Consider the following 25,247-nt stretch of genomic DNA (forward strand, 5'->3'; position numbering starts at 1 on the left):
GCTTGGTCTGATTCTTCGACGGTGAGACGTCAGCTGTGGACGTGCAGCGGCTTGCCCGCGAGGGCGAGGAACGCTTCACCGAGGGCCTCGGTCTGGGTGGGGTGCGCGTGGATGAGGGGAGCCACGTCCTCGGGGAACGCCTCCCAGCTGTAGATCAGCTGTGCTTCGCCGATCAGCTCGCCGACGCGGTCGCCCACCATGTGCACGCCGACGACCGGCCCTTCCGGAGCCTTGATCAGCTTGACCCCACCGGAGGTCTTGAGGATCTGGCTCTTGCCGTTGCCACCGAGGTCGTAGGTGAAGGTGGTGACGTCGGAGCCGTACTTCTCCTTCGCCTGAGACTCGGTGAGCCCGACCGAAGCGACCTCGGGGTGCGAGTAGGTGACGCGCGGGATGCCGCTCTCGTCGATCACGCGCGGCTCCTGGCCGGCGATCTCTTCCGCGACGAAGATGCCCTGCTGGAACCCGCGGTGCGCGAGCTGCAGGCCGGGGACGATGTCACCGACGGCGTAGACGTTCGGCAGGTTGGTGCGCAGGCGGTCGTCGGTGAGGACGAAGCCGCGCTCCATCTTGACGCCGGCCTCCTCGTACCCGTGCCCGGCCGAGTTCGGGCCGCGGCCCACGGCGACCAGCAGCAGGTCGGCTTCCAGCGTCTCGCCGGACTCCAGCGACACGCTCACGCCGTTGTCGTCCTGCTTGGCACCGGTGAACCGGACGCCGGTCTTGAAGCCGATCTTGCGACGACGGAATGCGCGCTCCAGCTGCTTGGACGCGTACTCGTCCTCGTTCGGGACCAGGCGGGGCAGCGCCTCCACGATGGTGACGTCGACGCCGAAGGACGCCCAGACGGACGCGAATTCGACACCGATGACACCACCGCCGAGGACGATGACCTTCTTCGGGATGTAGTCCAGCGAAAGCGCCTGCTCGCTCGCGATGATGCGGCCGCCCAGCTCCAGGCCGGGCAGCGTCTTCGAGTACGAGCCGGTGGCGAGGATGACGTTCTTGCCGGTGTAGCGGGTGCCTTCGACCTCGACGGTCGTGCCGCCGACGAACGTTCCGGTGCCCTCGACGAGGTTCACCTTGTGCGCCTTGGCCAGGCCCTGGAGGCCCTTGTACAGGCGGGAGACGATCCCGTCCTTGTACTTGTTGACCCCGGCGATGTCGATGCCTTCCAGCACGGCCTTGACACCGAAGGTCTCGGCGTCGCGGGTCTCGTCGGCGACCTCCGCCGCGTGCAGGAGGGCCTTGGTCGGGATGCAGCCTCGGTGGAGGCACGTCCCGCCAAGCTTGTCCTTTTCGATCAGGGTGACGGAAAGGCCCAGCTCGGCCGCGCGGAACGCGGCGGCGTAGCCGCCCGATCCGCCACCCAGGATCACAAGGTCGGCGGAGGTGTCGGTCACTTCAATAACTCCTCGGCAAGCGGTAGGGGTGGAGCTCTGGCGCCGCTTCGCGCGGTATACGCGCGCGCGGACACTTGCCATCTTGTCACTACGTGTGGAGAGCCTGCGACCTAGGCCGCGTCCTGTGACCCACGGGACACGGCCCGCGTGGGTCACCACGGGGAGCACACGCCCGAGTCGGGATAATGGACATCGGACACGAGTGGGAAGTGAGGTGGTCGGAGTGGGTCTGTTCGACTCGCTGCGCCGGCGCTCCAAAGGCGGGCAAAAGCCCGGTACGCTGCGGAAAGCCTCTTCAAACGACTTCAAGCATCTCGAAGAGTGGGCCTCTTCGAGGACCGGTGTCGAGGCCTATGTGGAGCCCAAGACCAACGTCACGGAGACCACCGTCGTCCTCATCGCCCATGACGGCGAGTGGACCAGGCGCCGGATCGAGAGCCTGGACGCGGCGCAGCAGTTCGGCCGCAAACGGTCCATCCCCGTGTACGAGGTCGCCCGGGTCGGCTACCCGAAGCGGATGCGGGAGTACACCGAGCGTAAGAAGCGCGGCGAAGCCTGAGGCCTCGGCGTCGAGCTCTTATGTCGTGAAGGGCCTCTTTGAGACGATCACCGTCTCAAAGAGGCCCTTCACGACATCCCCACGACCGCGAAACACTCACGAGGCCTGTGCCAGCAACAGCAGGTGCCGCTCCAGCAGCGCCCGGAACGTCGGGTGCACGGTCGTGCCCAAAGCCGGGTCGATCTCGACCGTCCGCCACTGCTCCCCGGCGGCGGTGAGCAACACGACCGCCGGGTCCGCGATCACGACGACGCCGCCTTCCGCGCGGAGTTCCGCCGTGCCGAGCAGGCGCGGGAAGACGACGTCGGCGGGCAGGCCGTCGCAGGTCAGCAGGAACTCTCTGTAGTCGGCGGGCAGCCGGAGTCCGAGGCGTGCTTCGGCCGAGTCGATGTTCCTGGCCGAGGCCGCCGGGGGCGCGGTGCCGCCGCCGCGCAGCCGGAGGATGCCCGCGATCATCTCGCGCCACGACCCGGTGTCCGGCGGGTAGCGCTCGTACAGCGCCGCGACCAGCGCCCCGGCACACAGCCCCGTCCACTCGCCGAGCCCGAGCGGGTCGGCTCCGGCGGCGAGACGCGGCGTGAGCCGTCGTGTCGCGGCGAGGACGGCGACGTCCGGGCGGCCCTGGCGTGAGGCGATCCCGGCCCAGCCCTCGAGGTCGCCTCGCGAGACGGCCTCACGCAACCGATCCGGCCGCGACGGCCCGAGATGCGAGACGGCCTCGCCGATCGGGGAGCCGCCGAGCAGACCGTCGAGATCGGACACTCGCCGGGCGAGGTACTCCTCGTGGGCAAGTTCCTCGGCGTCGAGATCGAGCGGAGTCAGCGCGGCCGCCCATTCCGGCCGCGCGCCGTACGCCTCGAAGAGCATCGCCCACGCGCGCGCCTGCACGGCGCCGGGGACGAGCGCGGTGACGGGACGTTCGGTGAGCGCGTGCCAATGCGTGATCAGTCTGTCGGCTTCCGCCATCGCCCCGGACGCGGCGAACAACAGCGCCGCGTGCGCGATCCGGTCGTCGAGCGTCGCGTCTTCACCGCTCAGCACATCCTTTATCGCACCTTCGAGATACGCGTCCCTGTCCACGGAAACGACCTTGCCACAACGAGGTTCGCCCTGCCCGCCGCCTCATGGGGCAGTTCATCGGGCCATGCGTTGACGGCTGCTCCGTTCGGCGGCCACGCTGATGAGCATTCGCATCGAAACGCATTCGCCGGCCCGCACCGCGGTCGCCGGGCGGTTGTCCGCGCGCGGATGACAATGGGCGACAAAGGGGTGGGGAATGGCCGTCACGACCGCCGGTATGGTCTTTTTTCCGCACGGCGACCTGCATGTCGCGCGCACCGGAACACCTCCGCTCAAGGTTTCCTTCCACGCGCAGGTGTTCGACGACACGAAACCCGACCGCTATCAGCTCTCGGAAGTCACCAAGGATTGCGTGTTCGACTTCTTCGCGCCGCACAAACCGGTCGGGCACCGCTTCGACGGGCTGCCGTCGATCAATCCGGCGACGGGCATCGTCACTCCCGGTGATCCGGGAGTATTCCTGTTCCAGGTCCGCTGGGGAACCGTCTATCTGGTCGGCCGTCTGCAAGTGCACGAGGGGATCACCGCGTGGTGGTTCGGGAACGACTCGATCACGACGGCGCTCGACACCGAATTCGGCCACGCCCAGCCGTCCCTCTACGCGAAATTCACCGGCGACGCCACGGGTGCCGACCGGATCGGCGACATCACCGGGCACGGGTACGTGACCTTGACGCCGGACGATCCGGCGAAGCTCAAGATCACGCCGCAGGGCAGGGTGCAGGGACTGGCCGAGACGGCCGTGCCCACCGGGATCAAGGGGACCTTCCTCGGCGTCACCAATCCTTTGCCGGTCAGGGTGGTCGATTACGGGAAGACGCGCCAGAACCTCGAGCCGGTGCAGACGCCTGACGTGGCCGGTGCCGACGAGATGGTCGACATCCTGTTCATCCCCGAGGGGTTCCAGGACACCGATGAGGACAGGGAGGCCTTCGATCTCATCGTCGCCGGCGTCGTGCGGGATCTGTTCGACAAACCGAGGCATCAGCCGTACGCGATGCTGGAAGCCGGGTTCAACATCTTCAAGGCATACCTGCCTTCGCGCGATCACTACCTCACCTGCGGGTTCAGGGTCACCGACGACGACTTCAACAACGCGAAACCCATTCCCTTCAACGGGAATCTGGGGAGCGAGAAGACCAGCTACACCATGCAGGAGCTCGTCTCGACGGTCGGTCTGCCGATGCACAACGAGAGCCGGTTCGATCTGGTGACGATCTGGCAAGGGCAGAGCCTCAAGGGCTTCGATCCGTCGCGCGTGGATCCGAAGCTGATCGCCGAATGGCGGGCGCACGAAGCCGTCGGGATCCTGCACGCGCGTGACTCGGTGTTCGGCATGTACCTGGGACGGCGGATCGGCGACCGGCCGTACGGAACCTCGGAGCCGCCGGTGAAACCGCCTCCGCTGGGTGACACGACCCATGTCGATCTGAGCGCCTTCATCGCGCGGCTGTACGAATTCTACAGCCCGGGCGTGACCAGGCTCCTCACTCCCGATCCCCGACGGCACCCGCCGGAACGGTACGTGCCGGGGCGGGCGAACCCGGGCGCGGCCCTGTCACGGTTCTTCAACGGATCGCAGTACGCCTTCGCGCCGTTCCATCCGATCGGAAAGAACTGGGTGCCCGACCCGGCGAAGTTCACCCGGAGCCGTGGGCTGGTCGCGATGATCTGTTACGACGATCTCGACGGCGGTACCAATTTCGACGGATCCGCCACCGCGCAGACCATGGACAGCGTGCGCACGGTGGCGTTCACCTACGCCGACGTGGTCGACAAACGGGAAATGCGACGGCGTGACCCGCTGGCCGGGGTCCCGGTCACCGCCGCCGCCGTTCTCGAGATCGCCAACACGGTGGCCCACGAGTTCGGGCACAGTTTCAACCTCGGCGACGAGTACGAGGACTTCGCGGGTGACGGCACCGCGGCCGCCGCGACCAAGGATCTTCCGGCCGACAACCTTTCGGTGCTGGGATTCCTGCGTGACCCTGGTTCACCGGCACCGGGAAGGCTGATCGATCCGGCGAAGGTCAAATGGCTGGATCTGCCTCGGATGATCCTTTCGGCGAAGATCACAGTGCCCGCTCGGCCCGCCGGAGGCGCCATCACCGTGATGATCGATCCCCGGTACACCGGAAAATGGGTCCAGGCGCAGAAGGACGGTACCGAGGTCTGGCTGCGCAATTTCTCCATCACCTCCGACGGTGTCCAGTTGCCGTTGGCCAAGGGCCCGGGTGAAGTGCTCACCGGGCTCAGGATCGGGGCCATCGACGCCGCCGCGGGCAAGATCACCCTGTCCGGAGTCGTTTCGCCCTTGCCGGAGTACCGGACCGGTTCCGTACTCCACGTCCCGTTCAAGGGCCCGGACGGCAGCCTGGTTTCGGTGGTGGACAAGAAGGTCAAGGAATTCCTGTTCCTCACGAAGACGCCGTTGAACCGGGACACCGTCACCGACAAGGTGCGCAAGGAAGACGACGAACCGGTGGACGTCACCGGGTTCGCGCCGCCGTGCAACGCCAGCAAGACCGTCGGCGTATTCGAAGGCGGCGGTGCGTTCTCCGGTGGCCATTATCGTCCAGCCGGATCGTGCAAGATGCGGAATCACTACGGCACGGCGAACCTGTGGACCGAGGTCGGCCAGGACGCCGGTGCCTTCTGCTACGTCTGCAAATGGCTGATCGTCAACCGGGTCGACCCTGGTTACCACGCGATCCTCAGCGCCGCCTTCTATCCAGGGGAGCTGTGAGATGGCCGGGACGGGTCTGTTCGAAAAGGTGCTCGCCGGGGTCGGGCAGGCGGCGCTCCCGCTGCACGAAGCGGTGCGTTCACCCGGTGCCTGTGTCGCCCTCCTGCAGAAACTGGGCTGGCGGGTGGACGCCGTCCCGCCCGCCTTGTCTGCGTTGGGTGGGGCACTCGACACGCTGACGGATTCCCTTCGCCGATTGCTCGGGGACGGCGGCCTGAACGTGGGCGGTGGTTCCGCCGGTGGAGTCGAAGTCGAGTTCTCGGTCGACGACGCGGCCCGCGTGCTCAGCGCGCTGCAAGCCCTCATCGAAGGAGTCGAAGGCATCGCCGCCGCGCCGGACTCCGCCATCCCGGAAGCCTTGCGAGTGGACGGGTTCCGGGAAAAGTTCCCCCGTCAACTGCTCGACTTCCTGATCGTCACCTACCTCCAGCGACACCATCCGGCCGTCGGGTTCGGGTTGCGCACGCTCGGCGTCATCAAAGGGAAGTACGCGCCGCCGTCCGGGAATCGCCCCTCGTACCTGCAGCTCACGCTCGACCTCACGGACATCCCGCGGCTGCTCGGTGACCCCGGGCAGGTGCTCAAGAAGGCCTTCGGCTGGGGCGGGCCGGACTTCGACTTCGCGTCACTGGCCTCCCAGCTCGACAACCTGCTGATGAGCGTCGGCGTCGACGTCGACCTGAAGTCCTTGCCGTCGAAGGGCGCGGCGGCCGTACAGGGGACACCCGAAGATTTGACGGCTCCCGTCGTGAAAGCCGTCCGTGGCACCGTGTTCGAACGGTTTCTCACCAAGGACAAGCGTTTGGCGGCCGAAATCAGGCTTGTCGAACTGCCTTCGGTGAACGGTGCGCCGGCGGGTCTGGCGCTGCTGCCGTACTTCACCGGTTCCCTCGGCGCCAACCTGCCCTTGACCGACGACCTCATCCTTCTCATTCGGAGCGACCTTGATTTCGAAGGTGGGATCGGCCTCAGGATCCGTCCCGGCCAAGGGATCGAAACCATCGTCGGCTTCGAGAAAGGCTCACCCGCGGAGATCGACGGCACCATCGAGGTGACCGTCGTGCGCGGGGAGAAGGCGGCCGAGCCCACTCTCCTGATCGGCTCGAAGGACGGCACGAGGCTGCAGTTCCACAAGATCGCCGCGACCGGGGGCGTGCGGATCGCGGACGGTGTCGACGTTTTCGCCGAGTTCGAGATCAAGGGGCTCGAGTTCGTCTTCAAACCGGGCGGGGCCGACGGGTTCATCGCGAAGCTCCTGCCGGGCGACGGATTCACCGTCGGCGGCGACCTTGTCGTCGGGATTTCGCACGCGCACGGGTTCTACTTCCGGGGTTCGGCGAATCTCGAGGCGAACTTCGCGGCGCACCTCAAGCTGGGGCCGCTCGAGATCCAGGGATTCACGATCTCCGCGTCGCCGTCGGGGGACGGGATCCCGATCGGTCTGGGGACGACGTTCAAGGCCGAACTCGGCCCGATCAAGGCGGTGGTGGAGCAGATCGGGCTCACCGCCGACCTCGCCTTCAAACCCGGCAACGACGGCAACCTCGGGCCGGTCGACCTGTCACTCGGGTTCAAACCGCCCAAGGGGGTCGGGCTGTCGGTCGACGCCGGCATCGTGTCCGGCGGCGGATACCTGTACTTCGACCCGGATCGCGGGGAGTACGCGGGCGCGCTGGAGCTGGAGTTCGCCGGACTGGTCGAACTCAAGGCCATCGGGCTGATCACCACGCGGATGCCGGACGGTTCCGAGGGATTCTCGCTGCTGATCGTGATCGCCACCGAGTTCGGGGGCGGCGGGATCCAGCTCGGGTTCGGGTTCACGCTGCTGGGGGTCGGCGGGGTGCTCGGGCTGAACCGCCGGATGGACTTCGCCGCGCTGCTCGACGGCGTGGTCAACGGCGGCATCGAATCGGTGATGTTCCCCAAGGACGTCATCGCGAACGCGCCGCGGATCATCAGTGACCTCAGGCGGTTCTTCCCGCCGGAGGAGGGCCGGTTCCTGATCGGCCCGATGGCGAAGATCGGCTGGGGGACACCGGCGCTGGTCACCGTCTCGCTCGGGGTGATCGTCGAGATCCCGCCGGGTAACGTCGCGATCCTCGGGGTGCTGAAATGCGTGCTGCCCAGTGAAGACGTCGCCCTGCTGAAACTGCAGGTCAACTTCATCGGCGCGCTCCAGGTCGACAAGTCGAGACTGTGGTTCTACGCCCAGCTCTTCGATTCGCGCATCCTGTGGATGACCATCGAGGGCGGGATGGGCCTGCTCGTCGACTGGAGCGACAACCCGGACTTCGTGCTGAGCGTCGGCGGCTTCCACCCGTCGTTCAAGCCACCGCCGCTGCCGTTCCCGGTGCCGCCGAGGCTGTCCATCGACATCCTGAACTCACCGGGACGGCTGATCCGCGTCTCCGGCTATTTCGCGGTCACCAGCAACACCGCCCAGTTCGGCGCCAAGGCCGAACTCCGCCTGGGTTTCGGCGGGTTCGGCATCGAGGGGCATCTCGCCTTCGACGCGCTGTTCCGGTTCTCGCCGTTCTCGTTCATCATCCAGATCTCCGCGGGTGTCTCGCTGAAGGCGTTCGGGGTCGGTGTGTTCGGCATCGACCTCGACTTCCAGCTGGAAGGGCCGACGCCGTGGCGCGCGCACGGCCGCGGGTCGATCTCGTTGCTGTTCTTCGAGATCTCGGCGGACTTCGACATCACCTGGGGCGAGGAACGCGACACGGCGCTGCCGCCGGTGGCGGTGCTCGGGCTGCTGGAGAACGAGGTCCGCAAGACCGAGGGCTGGCGGACCCGGCTGCCCGCCGGCGGGTTCAACCCACTGGTCACCCTGCGGCAGCTGCCGGGGACCGGTGATCCGGTACTGCACCCGCTGGGCTCGCTGTTCATCCATCAGCGCGCGATCCCGCTCGACGTCCGGATCGATCGCGTCGGCGCGCAGCGGCCCAGTGACGGCAAACGGTTCGGTGTCGTCCCGATTCCCGGCAGCGGGATGGAACGGGCGTCGATCACCGGTGACAAGTTCGCCATGGGGCAGTTCCAGGATTCCGACGACGCGGCGAAGCTTTCCCGTGCCGCCTACGAGGATCAGAACGCCGGACTGGAGCTGGTCGCGGAAAAGGGCGCCATCGCCTCGCCGAGGTCGGTACGCCGCAGCGCCAGGTACGAACTGTACATAGTGGACAATGAGCGGCCGGAACCGGTGACCACGCTGGGTATGCGGCGTCGCCGGGTCCGGATGGCGGTCAAGGCGCCCGCCGCGCCGAAGCTGTACAGCCCGCCGCCAGCGGTGTTCCGGACGCTGCTCGATGGCAGCAGCACCGCGCGTTCGCCGTTGTCCCAGCACGAAACGCGGTTGCGTCAGCCGTTCACTCCGGACGAGACGGTGCTCGTCACCGGTGATCGTTTCGTCGTCGCGTACCGCCGTAACAACCTGCAGGCGTTCCCGCCGTCGAAGGCCGGGTCGACGCTGGCGAACTTCCGGAGCGAGGCGAGCGCGGCCGACGCGATGGCGGACTGGATCGTCGCCGACGCGAGCCTCGCCGGGCAGCTGCACGTCCTGCGCCGCACCGAGGCCGGAGGCGCGGGCGTGACCGAGCCGGGCACCTGGTCGTCCGCGGGCCAGCCGCCGTCCCCGGCTTCCGGTGCCGACGCGGTTCGCCTCGTCGCGGGCAAGGTGCTCGTCGTCGGCGGCGCCGACGCGTCCGGGAAACCGGTGACCACCACGGCGTTGTTCGATCCGGTCTCGGTGAGCTGGGAAGCAGGGGTCTCGCAGTTGAAGTCGGCCAGGGTGCGGCACGGCACCGCGCGATTCGCCGACGGAAGGGTCGTGGCGGCGGGCGGACAAGGCGCGGACGGCACACCGCTGGCGTCGGCCGAGGTGTTCGACCCGGCCACCAAGGCCTGGGCGGACGCGGGGAACCTGACCACCGCCCGGTCCGGCCACACCGCGACGCCGGTCGGCGCCCAGGTGCTCGTCACCGGGGGCGTATCGGCGCGGGGCGCGGCGCTGGCCTCGGCCGAGCTGCTGGACCCCCGGACCCTCCAGTGGACGCCGATCCTGCCGATGACCGACGCCCGCACCGGCCATCAGGCCGTCCTCCTCACCGACGAGAAGACCAAGAAGGTGACGGGCGTGCTCGTCGTCGGTGGCGCGGTGCCGACGGGACAGGGCGAGCGGGCACTGGCCACCTGCGAGATCTACGACCTCGCCACGAAGGAATGGCTCCCGACCGGCGGCCTCGCCGTTCCCCGCAAGGGACACCAGGCGACCGTGTTGCCGGACGGGCGCGTGCTCGTCACCGGCGGCGACGCCGTCGGAGGGCTCCCGTACCGGCCGGAAAGCGTTGCCACGGCGGAGATCTACTGCCCGGGCGACCGAACCTGGACCAGGGTCGCCGATCTGCCCGGCGGCGGCCGGAGCGGGCACCGCTGCGTCACCACACCGATCGGCGCGGTCGTGATCGGGGGCGTCGGGCGTCCCGGCGCGACGGCGGGCTACCGGGCCACGGTGGCGTTCGATCCCGGCTCCGGCACCTGGCGGGCGACCGGCGCACCCGCCGACGGCCGCCGGGACTTCGCGGCCGTCGACCTGGCCGACGGCCGCGTGTTCGTCGCGGGCGGCCTGACCCGCACCGGGGCCTCCGCGCCGGGGCCGGAACCCGCCGAACTCTCCGCGACGGCCGAGATCTACCTGTCATGACCAGCGAAGGGACCGCTTCCATGACCAGTCCGACGCTCGCGGCCGAACCGACCGCGCCCGAATATCTCGCGGCCGTGACCTGGGCGGGTCAGCATGACGGCCCGATTCTGCTCGAAGGCGGCAAGAAGGCACTCTTCGCCGGAGGCTCGGACTCCCTGTCGGCAGGGGTCAGACAAAGCGCCGTCTTCGACTTCGACACCACCAAGTGGTCGGACCCCCTCACCCTCGGCACCGCGCGGCAACTGCACGCGCTGACCCCGTTGCCCGGCGGGAAGGCGCTCGTCACGGGTGGGATCAGCGCCGCGGGCGGTCCCGCGCTCGCGACGGCCGAGCTGTTCGACCCGGAGACGGGCAAATGGACGCCGGTCGCGACGCCGATGAAGACGGCGCGCTGGGGACACAGCGCGGTACTCGTCGGCGGGAAGGTGCTGGTGGCCGGCGGCAGCACGCTCCGGCCGGACGGGAAGGCCGTGGCGTTGCGCTCGGCCGAACTGTTCGACCCGGCGGGCACGGGATCCTGGGCGACGGCGGGGGAGATGACCGACGCGCGCACGGGGCACATCGCGGTGGTCCTCGGCAAGAAAGTCCTGGTGTGCGGCGGAAGTGTGCCGGTCGGCACGGCGGAAGACCCGGCGCTGGCCTTCTGCGAGCTCTACGACTCCGAAGCCGCCGCGGGCGCGTCGCCGTGGTCGCCCGCGGCGACCATGCGCCATCCCCGTAGCGGCCATACGGCGACGGCGTTGTCCGCCACCTCCGTGCTGGTCACCGGTGGCAAGGCGCCGGGAGTGACCGGAGACGGCGCGTTCGACCCGTTCGCGCGTGCTACCGCCGAAGTGTTCGACCTGATCGGCGCGGCGGGTTCGTGGAAGGACGCCAAACCACTGCCTGGCGGCCGGGCCTTCCATCGGGCCGTCGCGGTCGACGGGGGAGCCGTCGTCGTCATCGGGGGCGCCGACGACCTCGCGAACGAGGCCGGATACCGCAGTGCCCTGCGCTACACGGCGGGTGAGTGGAAACCGTTGCCAGGGCTGGTCGAAGGACGGTGGGGCTTCGCCGCCGTCGCCGCCGGGAACACCGTCCTCGTCGTCGGCGGCGTCGCGCGGTCCGGGCAGGCGGCGGCCGGGCAGAAGGCCGAGCTGACGAAGAGTTCCGAGAAGTTCGGAGGCGGTTCGTGAGCGCGAACGCCTACTCCTTCCTGCCGTGGTTGCGGACCGGGCTGACCACCCGGATCTCGGGTGACACCGTCGGGCCGCGCGCGACCATCCCGATCGGACTGAGACTGACCGGCGACGCGATCGAGGACGGAAAGCCCGCGCTGGTCAGCGAATTCACCCAGCCGCTGCAGCTCTACGGTCCGGGAGACGTCGTCGGCGTCGATCCGCGGGCCGTTTCCCGTACCGAGCCGAGGCCGGGCATCACCAATTTCGAGCCGAACTTCCTGGCCCACATCGAGTTCTACGACGAAGACTTCCCCTGGCGGTACAGCCCCGCGAAACCGGTCGACACGACGAAACGGCTGGCACCGTGGCTCGCGCTGGTCGTGCTGTCCGAGAACCCGGCCGAATTCGAGGACGGCCTCGTCCCGGACAAACCGTTGCCGTTCATCACCGTGAAGAACCCGCAGGCGCTCCAACCGCCGGGCGAACTCGGCGCGTGGGCGCACGTCCACGTCAACGGGGAACTCGACGGCAGGATCGCCGTCGAAGGCGAGGACATGGCGCGGACGCTGGGAAACCTGGCCCGGGTGCTGCGCGAGGCACCGGACAGCGCCTGCTCGCGGGTGCTCTGCCCGCGGCATCTGAAGCCCAGCACGACCTACCACGCCTTCCTCGTGCCCGCGTTGGAAGCGGGCAGGCTCGCCGGGCTCGGCGAGCCCGTCCCCGTCGACCTATCCGCGACGAAACCGAGCTGGGGCACCGGATCCGGCGACGTCGTGCTGCCGTACTACCACCGCTGGTCCTTCACGACGAGCACCGTCGGCGACTTCGAGTTCCTCGTGCGGCTGCTGAAGCCCTACGAGGCCGACGACCCGGTCGGCAGGCGTGACCTCGACGCGCACCGCAAGATCTACGACCTTCCCGAGCTCACCACACCGACCAAGCCGAGCGGGGTGCTGAAACTCGGTGGAGCACTCCAGCTCCCCAAGACCGACGGCCATCCCGACGACTACGAGAACTGGGACGGCTACCACACCGAACAGGCCTCGCCGTATCCGAACCAGTGGCAGCGGGCGATGGCCGGGTTCATCAATCTGGCCGACGCGTACCGGAAGAAACCGCCGCAGGAGGCGAACTCCGAAGCCGCTGATGCCGGGGTCTCCGCGGTGGAGAACGAGCCCGATCCGGTGATCACCCCGCCGTTGTACGGCTGCTGGCCCGCGCTGACCCAGACCCTGCTGACCGAGAACGGCCAGCCGGTGGAGGCCGAGCGGCTGCGCAACTGGGTGCACCGGCTCAATCTCGACCCGCGCCACCGCGTCGCCGCCCAGTTCGGCACGAAGGTCGTCCAAGCCAGGCAAGAGGAGTTCATGGCGGCCGCGTGGAACCAGCTCGGCGACATCCAGCGGGCGAACGCGCTCATCCGGGCCGCGCAGCTGGGCCGTCAGATCGGGAACGCGTTGCACGGCAAGCATGTCGAGCCGTATGCCCCCAGCACGGCGGCGCTTGACGACGGGCCCGTGCCCGCGAAGGCGCTGACGCTGACGGCACCGGCGCACGGGCGGGTGCTCGAACGAGCCACGACCGCGTTAGCCAGGGCCGCGGCCGAGGACGCCGAGCCGGAGCTGTTCGCCGTCGGGTACAAAGTGGACAGAAGCAGGGTCGCCGCCGCGCCGATGTCCGCGCCGATGCGCCGGATCACCCGGCCGGGTTCGAGGCTGCGCAAACGATTGCTGACCGACGGGAACCGGTTCGACCTGCTGGTGGACCGGATCGACCGCAAGGAGGTCTTCGCCGCACGGCCCAAGGTCGCGCCGCCGGTCACCACCGCTTCGTTCGGCATGGCCCGGCGCGTGGCCGCCGAACCCGTCGATGAAGCGCTCGGCGTGATCGAGACGATCGACGACATGCTCGACGGTCTGCGTGCGGAGAAGACCGTGCTGGAGAACCTGGTGGCGTCGATGAACCTGCCGGAGCGGCTGAGGCTCGCCATCGGCGCGGACACCGGCAAGGACCTGGTCGAAATCCTCGCTTACCCGGTGTTCGACATGCCGATGTACGAGGAACTGCTGAAGTTCTCGGTCGAGACCTTCGTGCCCAACATCGGCCTGCTGCCGGAGAACTCGATCACCCTGCTGGAGAACAACCGCCAGTTCATCGAGTCCTACCTGATCGGGCTCAACCACGAAATGGCGCGCGAAATGCTCTGGCGCGAGTTCCCGACCGACCAGCGCGGGACACCGTTCCGGCAGTTCTGGGACCCGCGGCCGGTGGTGCTGCAGCCAGGTGAGTCACGGGAGGCATGGCGGGAAAGGCTCTACGACATCCCGCCGCTGCATCGCTGGGGCAAGACCGCGAAGCTCGGCGAGAACAACCATCGCCGGCTGCCGCCGAAGCCGGGTGAAAAGCAGGAGAAGGACCTCGTCCTGGTGATCCGCGGCGAGCTGCTCAAGAAGTACCCGAACGTCTCGATCTACGCGCACAAGGCCGTCTGGCCGCTGAAGCCGGACGGCACTCCGGACATGTCCGGCGAGCGCACCATCGCACCCGTCCCGGCGAACGTCCCGCTGAGCGACGACCTGGTACGCCTTCCGGTCTACGAAGCCAAAGTCTCCCCGGATCTCTATCTGCTCGGCTTCCCGCTGAGCGAGAAAGACGCCCGTTCCGGCGGAGCGGACGGGCTCGGCTGGTTCTTCGTGCTCAAGGAACGGCCAGGCGACCCGCGATTCGGCCTGGACGAACCACCGCCCGGCGAACTGCCCGAAATCGAGGTCTGGAACGACGCCACCTGGGGGCACCTCGATCCGGGGACGCCCGGCAGCGGATTCGTGCGGTTCGATCGCGGGGTCGTGGTCCACCTCGACGAGCTCCTCGAAACAGAGGACCAGGAAAAGATCCGGCAGCGAAAGGACGACGAGTTCATCACCGAGTGGGCGCCCGGCGTCAGTGCCGCCGACGTCGCCTACATCCTTTTCCAGGCACCGGTCCTGGTGGCCGTGCACGCACAGGAGATGTTGCGGGATGCCCGACCTCAAGCTTGATTTCCCGGTGCTGCTCGGACCGGTGCGGGTCGAAACCCGGTACGTGGGGCGAGAACTGCTCGTGCGGGTGTTCCCCGACGAGTGGTCCGTCGACAAGTTCGAGCCCAAACCGACCCGCGCCGAACTCGCCGCGCTGGACGCGTACCGGACCACTCTCTGGGCTTCCGGAGGTGCCCCGGCCGGCGAGCAGGCGGCGTGGCGGCACTTCGTCGCGCGTGTGCCGGCCGGACGGGCGGCCTGGCTGGCGCGGACCTACGAACCCGCCAATCCGGCCGACCGGCCGACCGGGGTCCCCCTCGACACGGCGGTGCTCGTGGTCGTCACGTCGCAGCCTGTCGTGGCGGAAGACCGCCCGCCGACGGTGACGTACTGGACCGCTGTCTGGAGTGCGCACGGCGACCAGGAGAAGGTCCGGGACGCCGACATCGCGTTGATCGCCGCCGTCGGGTCCGCGCGGGCGAAAGCGATCCGCGACCGTCGTCCGTCCGGTATGGACAGTGCGCCGTCGGCGACGGGCAACAAGGTGGTGGTGTCGTTCCTGGAACTCACCCCGCTGCCACCGGGCGAGATCGCGGAGGAGTCCTGGACCGTGGCCGCGACGGCGAAACTGCTGCCGGACAAGTTCACCGCGTACGGTTATGTCGGTGGTACCCGCGTGTTCGCCGTGAGCGGCGGGCCGGTCAAACCGGAACTCGCGGTCAGCCCCGACCCGGGAACCGACAAGGACAAGCAGCTCAAAGTCACCGAGGAGACCGGCGCGCTGCGGATCCCGGACGCGCTGGCCTGGCTGACCGACTTCAAGGCGGCCGAAGACGTCGGGATGGGTATCCGGATCGGCCTGGAAACGTCCTTCGAGCAAGGTCTCGACAGGCTCGTCGTGCTCGGCCTCCGTGAGCAGGCGACCCCGGAGAAGTCGGCGTCGGACTGGGGTGGGCTGCTCGCCGACCAGATCCGCACACCCGCCGGGTTCGCCTTCCTCCTGCAGGGCACGCCGACGAACAACTCCGAACAGGCGTCGGCGGGTCAGGATCCGAAGACCGAGGCCGAATCCGCGCTCGCCACGGCGTCCGGGTTCGCGGCGGCCGCCGAGGACTGGACCACCAAGACCGACGGCGAGTGGTTCGCCGAACTGCTCGGCATCGACCCCGCGGTACTGGCCGGAGTGCCGAACGCCGAGGGCGCCGACCGCCGTGACGCCCGGGCGGCGCACACCGCGCTGTGGCCCGCCACCTGGGGTCACTACCTCACGGCGCTGCTCAACGGCGTGCTCACCGAGGAACAGCTCGCGCAGACACGGAAGTTCTTCGTGGAACACGTTTCCGGACGTGGCCCGCTGCCCGTGGTCAAGATCGGCAGGCAGCCGTACGGGATCCTGCCCACGACGGTGTTCACCAAACTCGTCTTTCCCGCCACCGCCCCGCATCGTGCGGCGCTGAACGAGGTGCTGAAGCAGGTGTCGGCGCACTGGGAGGCCGCGCTCGGGCGGGTCCAGTACCTCGACTCGCCCGGCGGCGACCCGCACCAGAAGCTCCTCGACATCCTCGCGCTGCACCCGACGTCGGCCGAGTACCACAGCCGCGACACCCAGGGCTTCGAAGATCCGCGATGGGTCGCCGAACTGACCACGACGCTGGCCCGGTTCGGACACCACGACGGCGACCCCGACCTCCTGAAGCAGGTGTTCGAGGAGGAAGCGGAGCTCCTGGGGCTCCCGGTCGTCGACGACCGTCCATTGTCCGAAGTGGACACGATCCGGGCGTACGCGCCTGAAGGAAACTACCTGGACTGGCTGGCCCACTACGGCGGAACCGACCTCGAGACGGTGCGCGAACAGGAGGGCTTCACCGACAACGTCCTGCCGGCCGCGTTGCTGTACCTGCTCGCGCGGCACGCCGTGCTCCTGGGCCCCGCCGCCGACCGGTCCGAGCAACTCGCCGCCGTCGACCTGCTCGCGGACCTGCCGACCGCCAGGCTGGAGCGGGTGTTCGCCGAGCACCTCGACTGCGCCACCTACCGGCTCGACGCCTGGCGCCTCGGGCTGGTCAACGAGCGGCTGGCGGAGCTGCGCCGCGACCCTGCCGGTGGCGCGCCGAAACGAGGCCTGCACCTCGGGGCATACGGCTGGCTGGAGAACATCACGCGCGGCCCGGCTCCGGCCACGAAGCCGCTTCCCCCTGGCCTGCCCGCGATCTTCGGCACGGAGCCGTTGCCGTACGACGAGAACAACGGCGGCTACGTCCACGCGCCGTCGCCCGCCCACGCCCGGACGGCGGCGGTGCTGCGGGCGGGTTTCCTCGCCAACGGCAAGCAGCGCGTGGACAGCACGTTCGCGGTGAACCTGAGCTCGGACCGGGTCCGCGTCGCGGTGTCGCTGCTGGACGGAATGCGGCAAGGCCAGTCGCCCGGCGCGTTGCTGGGATACCGCTTCGAGCGCGGGCTGCACGACCGGCGGATCGGGCTCGACAAGATCATCGCGGGGCTTCGGCTGAACTTCCCGTTGATGGCGAACAAGATCACCGAAACGGCTCCGCCGTCGGAGGGGCCGGAAGCGCCGACGAGTATCGAACAGGTCGACGCCGGCAACGTCGTCGACGGTCTCGCCCTGATCCGCCACCTGGAGACCCTGACGGAGGACGAACGGGTCTACCCGTACGAGATCAAGGGCTTGCCCGAGGTCACCGACCCCGGCGAACTCGCGGACATCGGCATCGAGGTCGACGCCCTGCTGAACGCGCACGACGCACTGGCGGACCTCGTCGTCGCCGAGGGCGCGCACCAGGTGCTGCAGGGCAACACCGAACGCGCGGCCGCCACGCTGGACTCCTACGCGAAGGGCGGTGTCCTGCCCGAGCCCGCGGTGGTCGAAACGCCACGCAGCGGGACCACGCTCACCCACCGGCTCGGGTTGCAGTTCACCCCCGGCCTCGGTCCCGACCACGGCGCGCCGCTGCTGGGGCGGAACAACCCGCGGGCCAGGGCGGAACCGGCGGTCAACCAATGGCTCGGCGACGTGCTGCCGTCGCCGTCCGAAGTGGCCGCGCTGGTCACCTGGAAGGATCCCGCCCGCCCGGACGAGGCCGAGCCGGAGAGCCGCGTGGTGACCCAGGCCGAGGCCGGACTGCAGCGGCTCGACCTGCTGTGGGCGGTTCCGCCGGCGGAGAACGCGGAGGCGACCGACCTCGACGACCGGATCCTCGGCGTGGTCATCGAGAAGTCACGGCCGCGGCCGGACGCGAAACTCGAAATCCACTACACGCGAAGGGTTCCCCGCAAGGTCAGCTTCTTCGAGCTGTCCCCGCTCATCGGCGCCCTGCGGTCGCTGCTGACGACGGCCAGGCCGTTGCGGCCGACCGACCTCGTCCCCGCGGCCGGTACCGCGAAGGTCGAGAGCATCGCGGACGAGGCCGTGTCGCTGAGCCGGGAACGCCAGGTCGCGGTGCTGGAGTCCCTGACGGGCCTCGGCGCCGACGTCACCGAATTCCTGACCGACCTCGGCGCGCACTATCCGGACGGTGGTGAAATCCTCGACGAGATCGACGACTTCCTCGCCAGGTACGCGAAACTGGCCAAGGCCGCGGGCGACTTCGGCGTCGTGGTCAGCGGCTGGGGTGAGCTTTCGCTGTGGCGTGGTGGCGTCTTCGCCGCCGTTCTCGACGCGGTCGCCGAGGTGGCGGCCAGGATGGGCCGCGCGCTCACGGCCGCGAACCTCCTGCTCGACCAGTACGAAGCCCTGCCTTCGTCCACATCGGACGGTGAACGGTTCAGGATCCTCGAACAGGCGGAGCGGTTGCTCGTGACCAAGCCGGAGCCGCGTGAGCCGACGCCGTTCCGGATGCGGGTGCGGGTGCGTGCGGCGCGGACGAGGTTCGAGATCCGCCTCGACCGCTTGGCCGAGCTCAAGGAGACGTCGGAGCCGACCCTGAGCGGACTGCTCACTGCCGTGGCGCGGCAGTTGCCGCTCACCGACATCGATCCGGCAGGCCTTTCGCTGAAGCCGTTCGAAGACCAGGTCGTCGCCTACGGCCGGGAACTGCTGGCACGAGCGGGAAAGCTCGAGACCGAGCTCATCGGCGAGGGCGGCCGGAAGCAGGCCGCCGAGAAGCTGCTGGTGGTCCGCGACAAGGCCGTGACCGGGCCGGACCGGGTGCGGGCCGGCATCGACGTCCTCAAGGCATTGCTCGGCGAGGACGTCTTGGTCGTCCCCGAATTCACGCCGTCCGAGGAGGTCCTCGACCGCTGGCGTGACGCGCGCGCCGACAGCCGGGAGCTGATCGCTCACCTGAAGCCCGACGACATCGACGACCCGAACGGCCGCGACTTCCCGGTGGACGACTGGCTGCACGGAATGGCGCGGGTTCGCGAAAAGCCGCGGCTGTGGGAGAAAACGGTGCAGCTGGCAGGCGCGTTGCTCGCCCCGGGCGGGCTGCTGGGCACCGAGATCCTCGGCTGGGAGGAACCGGTACTCACCCCGGTCCAGCTCCCGTACGTCGAGGACGACCACTGGCTGGCCATGGAATTCTTCGATCCCGCCAAGGTGGACGAGCAACTCGACCAGGACAGGCTGCTGTACACCGCGCACTACAAGGCTTCGCTGGGCAACGACAGCCAATGCGGGCTCCTGCTCGACGAATGGACCGAAGTGATCCCCGCCGTCCGCGAGACCACCGGGATCGCGCTGCACTACGACGGGCCGGATTCCGAACCGCCGCAGACCATGCTGCTCGTCGTCCCGCCGGTACCGGAGCCGGGTGGGAACTGGACTCCGGAACTGCTCCTCGAAGCGATCACCGAAACCTTCGGCCTGGCGAAGATCCGCGCGGTCGAACCGGATCACCTGGCGGACACCGAACTGGGGCAGCTGCTCCCCGCCGTCGCGCACCGGAAGGCCACGTCATGACCGAACCGCCGTCGTTCACCAGGCTGGAGGGCAGGCCCCGCACCGTCGGCTTCGACCGGGCGTTGCGCGCGGAGGTCCGGGATCCGTTGTGGATGCTCACGCGGCAGTGGCAGCTCGGCGAGTTCCGTGGCGCGAACGCGGGGAGCCCGGTCACGGTGACCTACGCCGTCTCGCCGTCACGTCCCACGCGGTTCCGGTCGCCGCAGGGGCAACCACAGGATCTGATCGGTGACCGTCCACTTGAGACAGTCGCGGAGCGGCGACGGCTGCCACTCGCGTACGGCACCCCCGGGAGCGAGAAGGTCGCGTTCGATCTGCGGCTCGCGATCGGCCGCCACTGGCTGAAGCTGCTGGACTCCGCCGGGGGCCCGCTCGGCCCGGTGCTGGGGTTCAAGAAGTTCTACGTCGAGCGGTATCCCATCGCGCTGCCCGATGCCGCGCGTGCCGACGACGTCGCGAAGCTGGCGCATCCCGAGGTCTGGGCCACCATGCAGGCGATCTCCGGGCGCCGGATGGACGGCTACCTGTTCTACCAGCACCTCAAAGCCGGACGGGACGCCGACGAAGGGCTCGGTCTCGGCGCGATCCTGCACCGCCCGACGCTGCGGAAACTCGGAAAGCGCCTGGTGACCTGGTACGAGAAGCTGATCGACCAGCCGTCGGCGGCCGACGCGACCTGGGATCCGGGCAGGCTCGAGCACCGGTTCTCGGTGGCCGCTTCGACACCGGGCGGGGAGAAGAAGCTGGCCGCCCCCGAATATCCCGGCGGAACCCTGGAGTGGCACGCCTTTTCGGTCGACCCGAAGAATCCGCTCGGCGGGACGAAACCACCGGAGCCGACGCTCACGCGGACGGTGTTCCCCGCCCCGGTCCGCTATTCCGGGATGCCGTTGCCGCGCTGGTGGGCGCAGGAGGACGGGAAGACCAACTTCGCCGCCGTCCGCCCGGACAGCACCGACCTGGCGCGGCTGGTCTTCCTCGAATTCGCCCTGGTGTTCTCCAACGACTGGTACCAGGTGCCGTGCGACCTCCCGGCGGGCACGCTGTCCAGGATCCAGGGACTGTTCGTCACCGACGTGTTCGGGGAGAAACAGTGGATCACCCCGGCGGGCGACGGGCGCGACGAGGAGTGGAAGCGCTGGTCGATGTTCACTCTGGACACCCTCGGCCCCGAGGACGTCCGGGCGGACACCGATCTCTTCCTCCCGCCGAGCGTGCCGAAGGTGACCGAAGGGCCCGCGCTGGAAGAGGTCCTGCTGATCCGCGACGAGAACGCGAACCTCGTCTGGGGCATCGAACAGACCGTGAGCACGCCCGCCGGCGAACCGCGCCGGGGAAGCGAGGCGGCCGCGGAGGTCACCACGTTCCGGCAGCGGCTGCACGACGCCGCCCCCGCCGCGGCCGCCGAAGACCCGCCGCGCGCGCCGAACTCGTACGTCGCGATGAACTCCGTGCCGGGGCACTGGATCCCGTTCATCGCGGTGCACGAACCGGGGGACAACCGCGAGGTCCGGTTGCAGCGGGCGGCCATGCCGAGCGTCGTCGACGCGACACCCGTGCGGCCGCGGACGAGCCTGCTCCGGGTGGGGCTCGACGAACTCCCGGCCGGCGGGAAACCGCAGTACTTCGTCCACGAGGAGGAGGTGACCCGCGCGGGCACGCGAGTCACCCTGGCCTACAACCGGACACGCTGGCACGACGGGCGCGCCGTCGTCTGGCTCAGCGCGCGGCGAGGTGTCGGCCGGGGAGAGGGCTCCAGCGGGCTGGCGTTCGACCTGGTGGTGGACACGCCGGTTCCGCCCGCGCCGTGAAGCGCGTGAAGGCCCCCTTTTGGTTCAGGGGCGTGAGCTACTCAAGGCATGCGTCAAGCCCCGGAGTGTCCACAAGGGACACTTTCGAGCGGTGAAATGTCTGATTGATGGGCTAAATGTACGGTTCTCGATGGGGGTCGTGAGTGGCAATGATCGTTAGAACGATCATTGCCACTCACGACCCCTTCACAAGGCGCCCGAATCAGGCACTGTTACCTGGAAAGTGTCCCCTGTGGACAGTCGAGGAGGTGTCCAGCCACTGTGACGAGCCCCCACCAGCGGTTATGCGACTTTGCCGGGGCACTGACCTAGGCGCAAGGTAGGTGCCTTCACGCGCGTTCAGGAAAGGTCAGCCGTTCGCGGCGATGTCCGCGAGGACCGCGGCGATGGTGCGGACCGGGACGCCGGTGCCGCCCTTGCCGGTGTAGCCCCACGGCCCGGCGGTGTTGAACGACGGGCCCGCGATGTCGATGTGCGCCCAGGGCAGGCCCTCGGTGACGAACTCGCGCAGGAAGATGCCCGCGGCGAGCATGCCGCCCCAGCGGTGCCCGGTGACGTTGGCCAGGTCCGCGAGGCGCGAGTCGAGGTCGGCGCGCAGTTCCTCCGGCAGCGGCATCGCCCAGCCGCCTTCACCGGTCGCCTGCGCGATCGAGGCGATCCGGTCGCGGAACTCGTCCGAGCCCATGACGCCCGCGGTGCGGTTGCCGAGCGCGACGACCTGCGCGCCGGTCAGGGTCGAGGTCTCGATCAGGTAGTCGGGGTTCTCCTCGCCCGCGCGCACGATCGCGTCGGCCAGCACGAGTCGGCCTTCGGCGTCGGTGTTGAGCACCTCGACGGTCTTGCCGCCGTACATGCTGAGCACGTCGCCCGGCCGGTACGAGGTGGCCGAGGGCAGGTTCTCCGCCAGCGGGATGTGCGCGACGACCTCGAGCGGGTACTTCAGCTTCGCGGCCAGCACCACGGAGGCGAGCACGGCGGCCGCGCCCGACATGTCCGAGGTCATGTGGTCCATGTTCGCGGCGGGCTTGATCGAGATGCCGCCCGAGTCGAAGGTGATGCCCTTGCCGACCAGCGCGACCTTCTTCGACGCCTTCGCGGGCTTGTAGGCGACGCGCAGCAGGCGCGGCTGGCGGGCCGAGCCGCCGCCGACGCCGAGGATGCCGCCGAAGCCCTTGCGCTTGAGGGCCTTCTCGTCGAGGACCTCGAAGTCGAGGTTGTTCGCCTCGGCCAGCGTCTTCGCGCGGTCGGCGAAGGAGGCCGGGAACAGGTCGTTCGGCGGGGTGTTGATCAGGTCGCGGGCGATGATCACCGACTCCGCGATCAGGCCGGCGGCCTTCAGTGTCGCCTTGTGGTCCTTGGCGGTGCCCGCTTCGGGGCTCACGAAGTCCGCCTTGGCGAGCGGGCCGTCACCCTTCTCGGAGCGGTACTCGGTGAAGGAGTACGTGCCGAGCGCGGTGCCCTCGACGGCGGCCTGGAGGTCGATCGCCGACAGCGTGACGAACGCGCGGTCGGTTCCGCTCAGCGCCCGCGCGGCGGCACCGGCGCCCCGGCGGACCTGCTCGGCGGTGACGCCGTCCGCGCCCGCCTTGCCGAGGCCGACGGCCAGCACGACACCGGCGGGCAGCTTGCCCAGCGTCGGTACCTTGACGACCTCGTCGGCCTTGCCGGACGCGCCGAGGCTGCCGAGGACTTCGGCGAGCTTGCCGTCGAAGGCGGCATCGGCGACAGAGGAGCCGGCGGCGAGCGCCAGGCCGTCCTCACCCTGCAGGGTTCCGATGACGACGACGTCGGCGCGCGTCTTGGCAAGCGCCGCTTCGGCGTTCTCGGTCAGGGCAAGCTTCGGCACGGTCACTTCTGGCTCCTCGCGCGTTCGCGGTGGTACCGGGCGGCCGCCCGGTTGGATCGTGAGCCATGCTAATGACAGCAGGACCTGGGGTAACAGCGGGGCCGACCGGGTCACTCGGTGCAGGAGGAAGGGAGACGGCGTGCGGCTGGCGGGCGGGCTGCTCATCGCACTGGCGGTGGGCACGTCCGGAGCGGACTACTGGGTACTCGTCGCCGCCGTGTTCGCGGCCGTGGCCGCCGTCGCGGCCGAGGCGCTGCTGCCGCCGGTGGGCGACACCCGGCCCGAGCGGATCGCGAGCTCCGTTTCGCGGCTGGGCCTGGTCTTGGTCTTCGCGACGACGTTCGGTCAGTACCTCTTCCCGTCCGCGCCGGGAGCCGCCGCCGCGGTGTTCGCCGTCGTCGTGACCGTCGCCGACCTGGCCGGTGTCCGCCTCGGTGACTACGCCGCCCGCTGGGTCACCGGCCTGTCGCTGGCCGCGGCCGTGTCCCTGATCGCGATCTGCGTCGGCATCCCGCCGCTGGCGCAGTTCATCGCGCCGGATCCGCCGTCCGTGCCAGGGCTCGGCCTCGCCGTGCTGGTGCTGCTGCCGTTCCTGCTGCCCCGCCGCCCCGGTGCGGGCCGCGCGGCCGCGGTGGGCGCCGTGGCCGTGTCGATCACCGCCGTCGCCCTCTACCAGCTCGGACCGGTCCGGCTGGGGCTGTCCGCGACGTCGTTCCGCGAGCTCCTCGCCGCGGCCGACGCGGTCTCGCTGCTGCCGGTGCTGACCGTGGTGGTCGCCGTGGCGACCGTGCCCGTCGCGGTGGACGCCTTCACCGACGGCCGGGAGCGGCTTTCCCCGGAACGTCCGAAGGCGACACTCGCTTGTGGACTGATCGTGGCCGTCGCGGCCGCCTTCGCTGGGCCGGTCGTGGCCCTCGGGCTCGCGGGAGTGGGAACGCTCGCCGAACTGGTTCTGCGGGTCCGTGCCCGTCGGTACCGTGCAAGGCGTGCGTGATCCTCTCTGGACCCCGGGCGACACGGTCGTCGAACGCTTCCTGCGACCGGACGGCTCGATCGGCCAGCATCACCCGCTGCGCGTCCTCGCCGACGACGGCACCGTGCTGCTCGGCTGGCTGCCCGCGGACACCCCGATCATCGGCAGCAGGCTCGCCGACGGGCGGCTCTTCCGCGAGGCGCCCTTGGCGGAGCGGTTCCGGGTGCCGAGGGTGCGGGTGGCCGACTTCTGGCGCGACACCTCGACGCTGCGCCGCATCGCCGACGACGAATGGTCGTCGGTCTGGTGGTTCTTCGACGCCGAGGGCCGCTTCCTGAACTGGTACGTCAACCTCGAGGTCCCGCTGGGGCGCACGCCGTCCGGACCCGACCGGATCGACGGCATCCTCGACGTCGCCGTCCAGCCCGGCGGACGCTGGCAGTGGAAGGACGAGGACGAGGCGGAAGAGGCCGTCCTCGCCGGCCGCATCACCGCCGGTCAGCTCGAGCGGCTGCGCGCCGAGGGCGAGCGGATCGGGGCACTGGCGGACGCCGGGCGTTTCCCCTTCGACGGGACGTGGACCGACTTCCGGCCGGAGCCGGACTGGCCCGCGCCCGCCCTCCCCGAGGGGTTGCTCTAGCTCACCTGGAGGAGCAGGAGCAGCACCAGCACGACGTTGATCACCGTGAGGATGACCACCGCCTTGGTGGACAGCTCGCGCGGGAACACCTTGCCGTGGATGCTCTTCCACCAGAAGATGCCGAAACCGCCGGCGACCAGGCCGAGGAACGCGCCGAAGCCGCTGTCGAGCAGGGCCCAGCCGTCCATCATCAGCACGCCGGTGCCGAAGGTCAGCAGTACCGCGGTCGCGAACGTCTTGATGTCGGGCCCCGCGCCGGAGGTGGCCGGTTTGGCAGGCTGGGCGGGCTGCATGGGGTTTAGCGTCACGCCGCCATCCTAGGGGCGCGAGGCCCCGCGTGTTCGTCCCGACGGACAGATCGCGGAAGGTAAAGATATGCGGACGTCCGACTA

Annotated in this window: 13 protein-coding genes; 9 read left to right on the forward strand and 4 right to left on the reverse strand. The window is 69.3% G+C overall.

Annotation, left to right across the window (positions count from 1 at the left end):
* Positions 1 to 29 precede the first annotated feature (29 nt).
* On the reverse strand, positions 30 to 1,403 hold the full coding sequence (gene lpdA, locus ACLJO0_RS38710) for a dihydrolipoyl dehydrogenase (RefSeq protein WP_125794825.1): 1,374 nt from the start codon (positions 1,401 to 1,403) through the stop codon (positions 30 to 32).
* A gap of 214 nt (positions 1,404 to 1,617) precedes the next feature.
* On the opposite strand from lpdA, the gene ACLJO0_RS38715 reads away from it, so the two are divergent.
* Positions 1,618 to 1,962 (forward strand): oxidoreductase, encoded by a 345-nt coding sequence (locus ACLJO0_RS38715; protein WP_125787941.1) that lies wholly within the window; start codon positions 1,618 to 1,620, stop codon positions 1,960 to 1,962.
* 96 nt (positions 1,963 to 2,058) lie between these two features.
* Here the strand turns inward: ACLJO0_RS38715 and ACLJO0_RS38720 are convergent, their stop codons facing one another.
* Positions 2,059 to 3,042: an SMI1/KNR4 family protein gene (locus tag ACLJO0_RS38720; RefSeq protein ID WP_410584559.1), complete on the reverse strand. Its 984-nt coding sequence runs from the start codon at positions 3,040 to 3,042 to the stop codon at positions 2,059 to 2,061.
* A gap of 196 nt (positions 3,043 to 3,238) precedes the next feature.
* Here ACLJO0_RS38720 and ACLJO0_RS38725 point away from each other — a divergent pair, with 196 nt between their 5' ends.
* From ACLJO0_RS38725 to ACLJO0_RS38750, 6 genes are read left to right on the forward strand one after another with little or no spacing between them, the layout of a single operon-like run.
* Complete coding sequence (locus tag ACLJO0_RS38725) at positions 3,239 to 5,788, forward strand: hypothetical protein (protein ID WP_410584561.1); 2,550 nt, start codon at positions 3,239 to 3,241, stop codon at positions 5,786 to 5,788.
* Between the two features lies 1 nt (position 5,789).
* Positions 5,790 to 10,490: a DUF6603 domain-containing protein gene (locus ACLJO0_RS38730; protein ID WP_410584563.1), complete on the forward strand. Its 4,701-nt coding sequence runs from the start codon at positions 5,790 to 5,792 to the stop codon at positions 10,488 to 10,490.
* A gap of 20 nt (positions 10,491 to 10,510) precedes the next feature.
* Positions 10,511 to 11,665: a Kelch repeat-containing protein gene (locus ACLJO0_RS38735; protein WP_410584565.1), complete on the forward strand. Its 1,155-nt coding sequence runs from the start codon at positions 10,511 to 10,513 to the stop codon at positions 11,663 to 11,665.
* Positions 11,662 to 14,688, forward strand: coding sequence for a hypothetical protein (locus ACLJO0_RS38740; protein ID WP_410584567.1), 3,027 nt, complete (start codon positions 11,662 to 11,664; stop codon positions 14,686 to 14,688). Before ACLJO0_RS38735 ends, ACLJO0_RS38740 begins: the two co-directional genes overlap by 4 nt.
* The gene (locus tag ACLJO0_RS38745; protein ID WP_410584569.1) at positions 14,669 to 19,585 is read left to right on the forward strand and encodes a hypothetical protein; all 4,917 of its coding nucleotides are present in this window, start codon (positions 14,669 to 14,671) and stop codon (positions 19,583 to 19,585) included. The genes ACLJO0_RS38740 and ACLJO0_RS38745 overlap by 20 nt, the downstream gene beginning before the upstream one ends.
* On the forward strand, positions 19,582 to 21,396 hold the full coding sequence (locus ACLJO0_RS38750; protein WP_410584571.1) for a hypothetical protein: 1,815 nt from the start codon (positions 19,582 to 19,584) through the stop codon (positions 21,394 to 21,396). The genes ACLJO0_RS38745 and ACLJO0_RS38750 overlap by 4 nt, the downstream gene beginning before the upstream one ends.
* Before the next feature lie 349 nt (positions 21,397 to 21,745).
* Here the strand turns inward: ACLJO0_RS38750 and ACLJO0_RS38755 are convergent, their stop codons facing one another.
* Positions 21,746 to 23,248, reverse strand: coding sequence for a leucyl aminopeptidase (locus tag ACLJO0_RS38755; RefSeq protein ID WP_410584573.1), 1,503 nt, complete (start codon positions 23,246 to 23,248; stop codon positions 21,746 to 21,748).
* A 133-nt stretch (positions 23,249 to 23,381) separates the two neighbouring features.
* Between ACLJO0_RS38755 and ACLJO0_RS38760 the strand changes: the two genes are divergently transcribed.
* Positions 23,382 to 24,236, forward strand: a complete 855-nt coding sequence (locus ACLJO0_RS38760; RefSeq protein ID WP_410584575.1) for a hypothetical protein — start codon at positions 23,382 to 23,384, stop codon at positions 24,234 to 24,236.
* Positions 24,229 to 24,855 carry a DUF402 domain-containing protein gene (locus ACLJO0_RS38765; protein WP_410584577.1) on the forward strand — a complete coding sequence of 209 codons (627 nt, stop codon included), beginning with the start codon at positions 24,229 to 24,231 and terminating at the stop codon, positions 24,853 to 24,855. Before ACLJO0_RS38760 ends, ACLJO0_RS38765 begins: the two co-directional genes overlap by 8 nt.
* On the opposite strand, the gene ACLJO0_RS38770 is transcribed toward ACLJO0_RS38765, so the two are convergent.
* On the reverse strand, positions 24,852 to 25,163 hold the full coding sequence (locus ACLJO0_RS38770; RefSeq protein WP_410584579.1) for a hypothetical protein: 312 nt from the start codon (positions 25,161 to 25,163) through the stop codon (positions 24,852 to 24,854). The genes ACLJO0_RS38765 and ACLJO0_RS38770 overlap by 4 nt on opposite strands.
* Positions 25,164 to 25,247: the final 84 nt, after the last annotated feature.

The sequence above is a fragment of the Amycolatopsis sp. lyj-108 genome (assembly GCF_046549005.1).
Taxonomy (GTDB): Bacteria; Actinomycetota; Actinomycetes; order Mycobacteriales; family Pseudonocardiaceae; genus Amycolatopsis.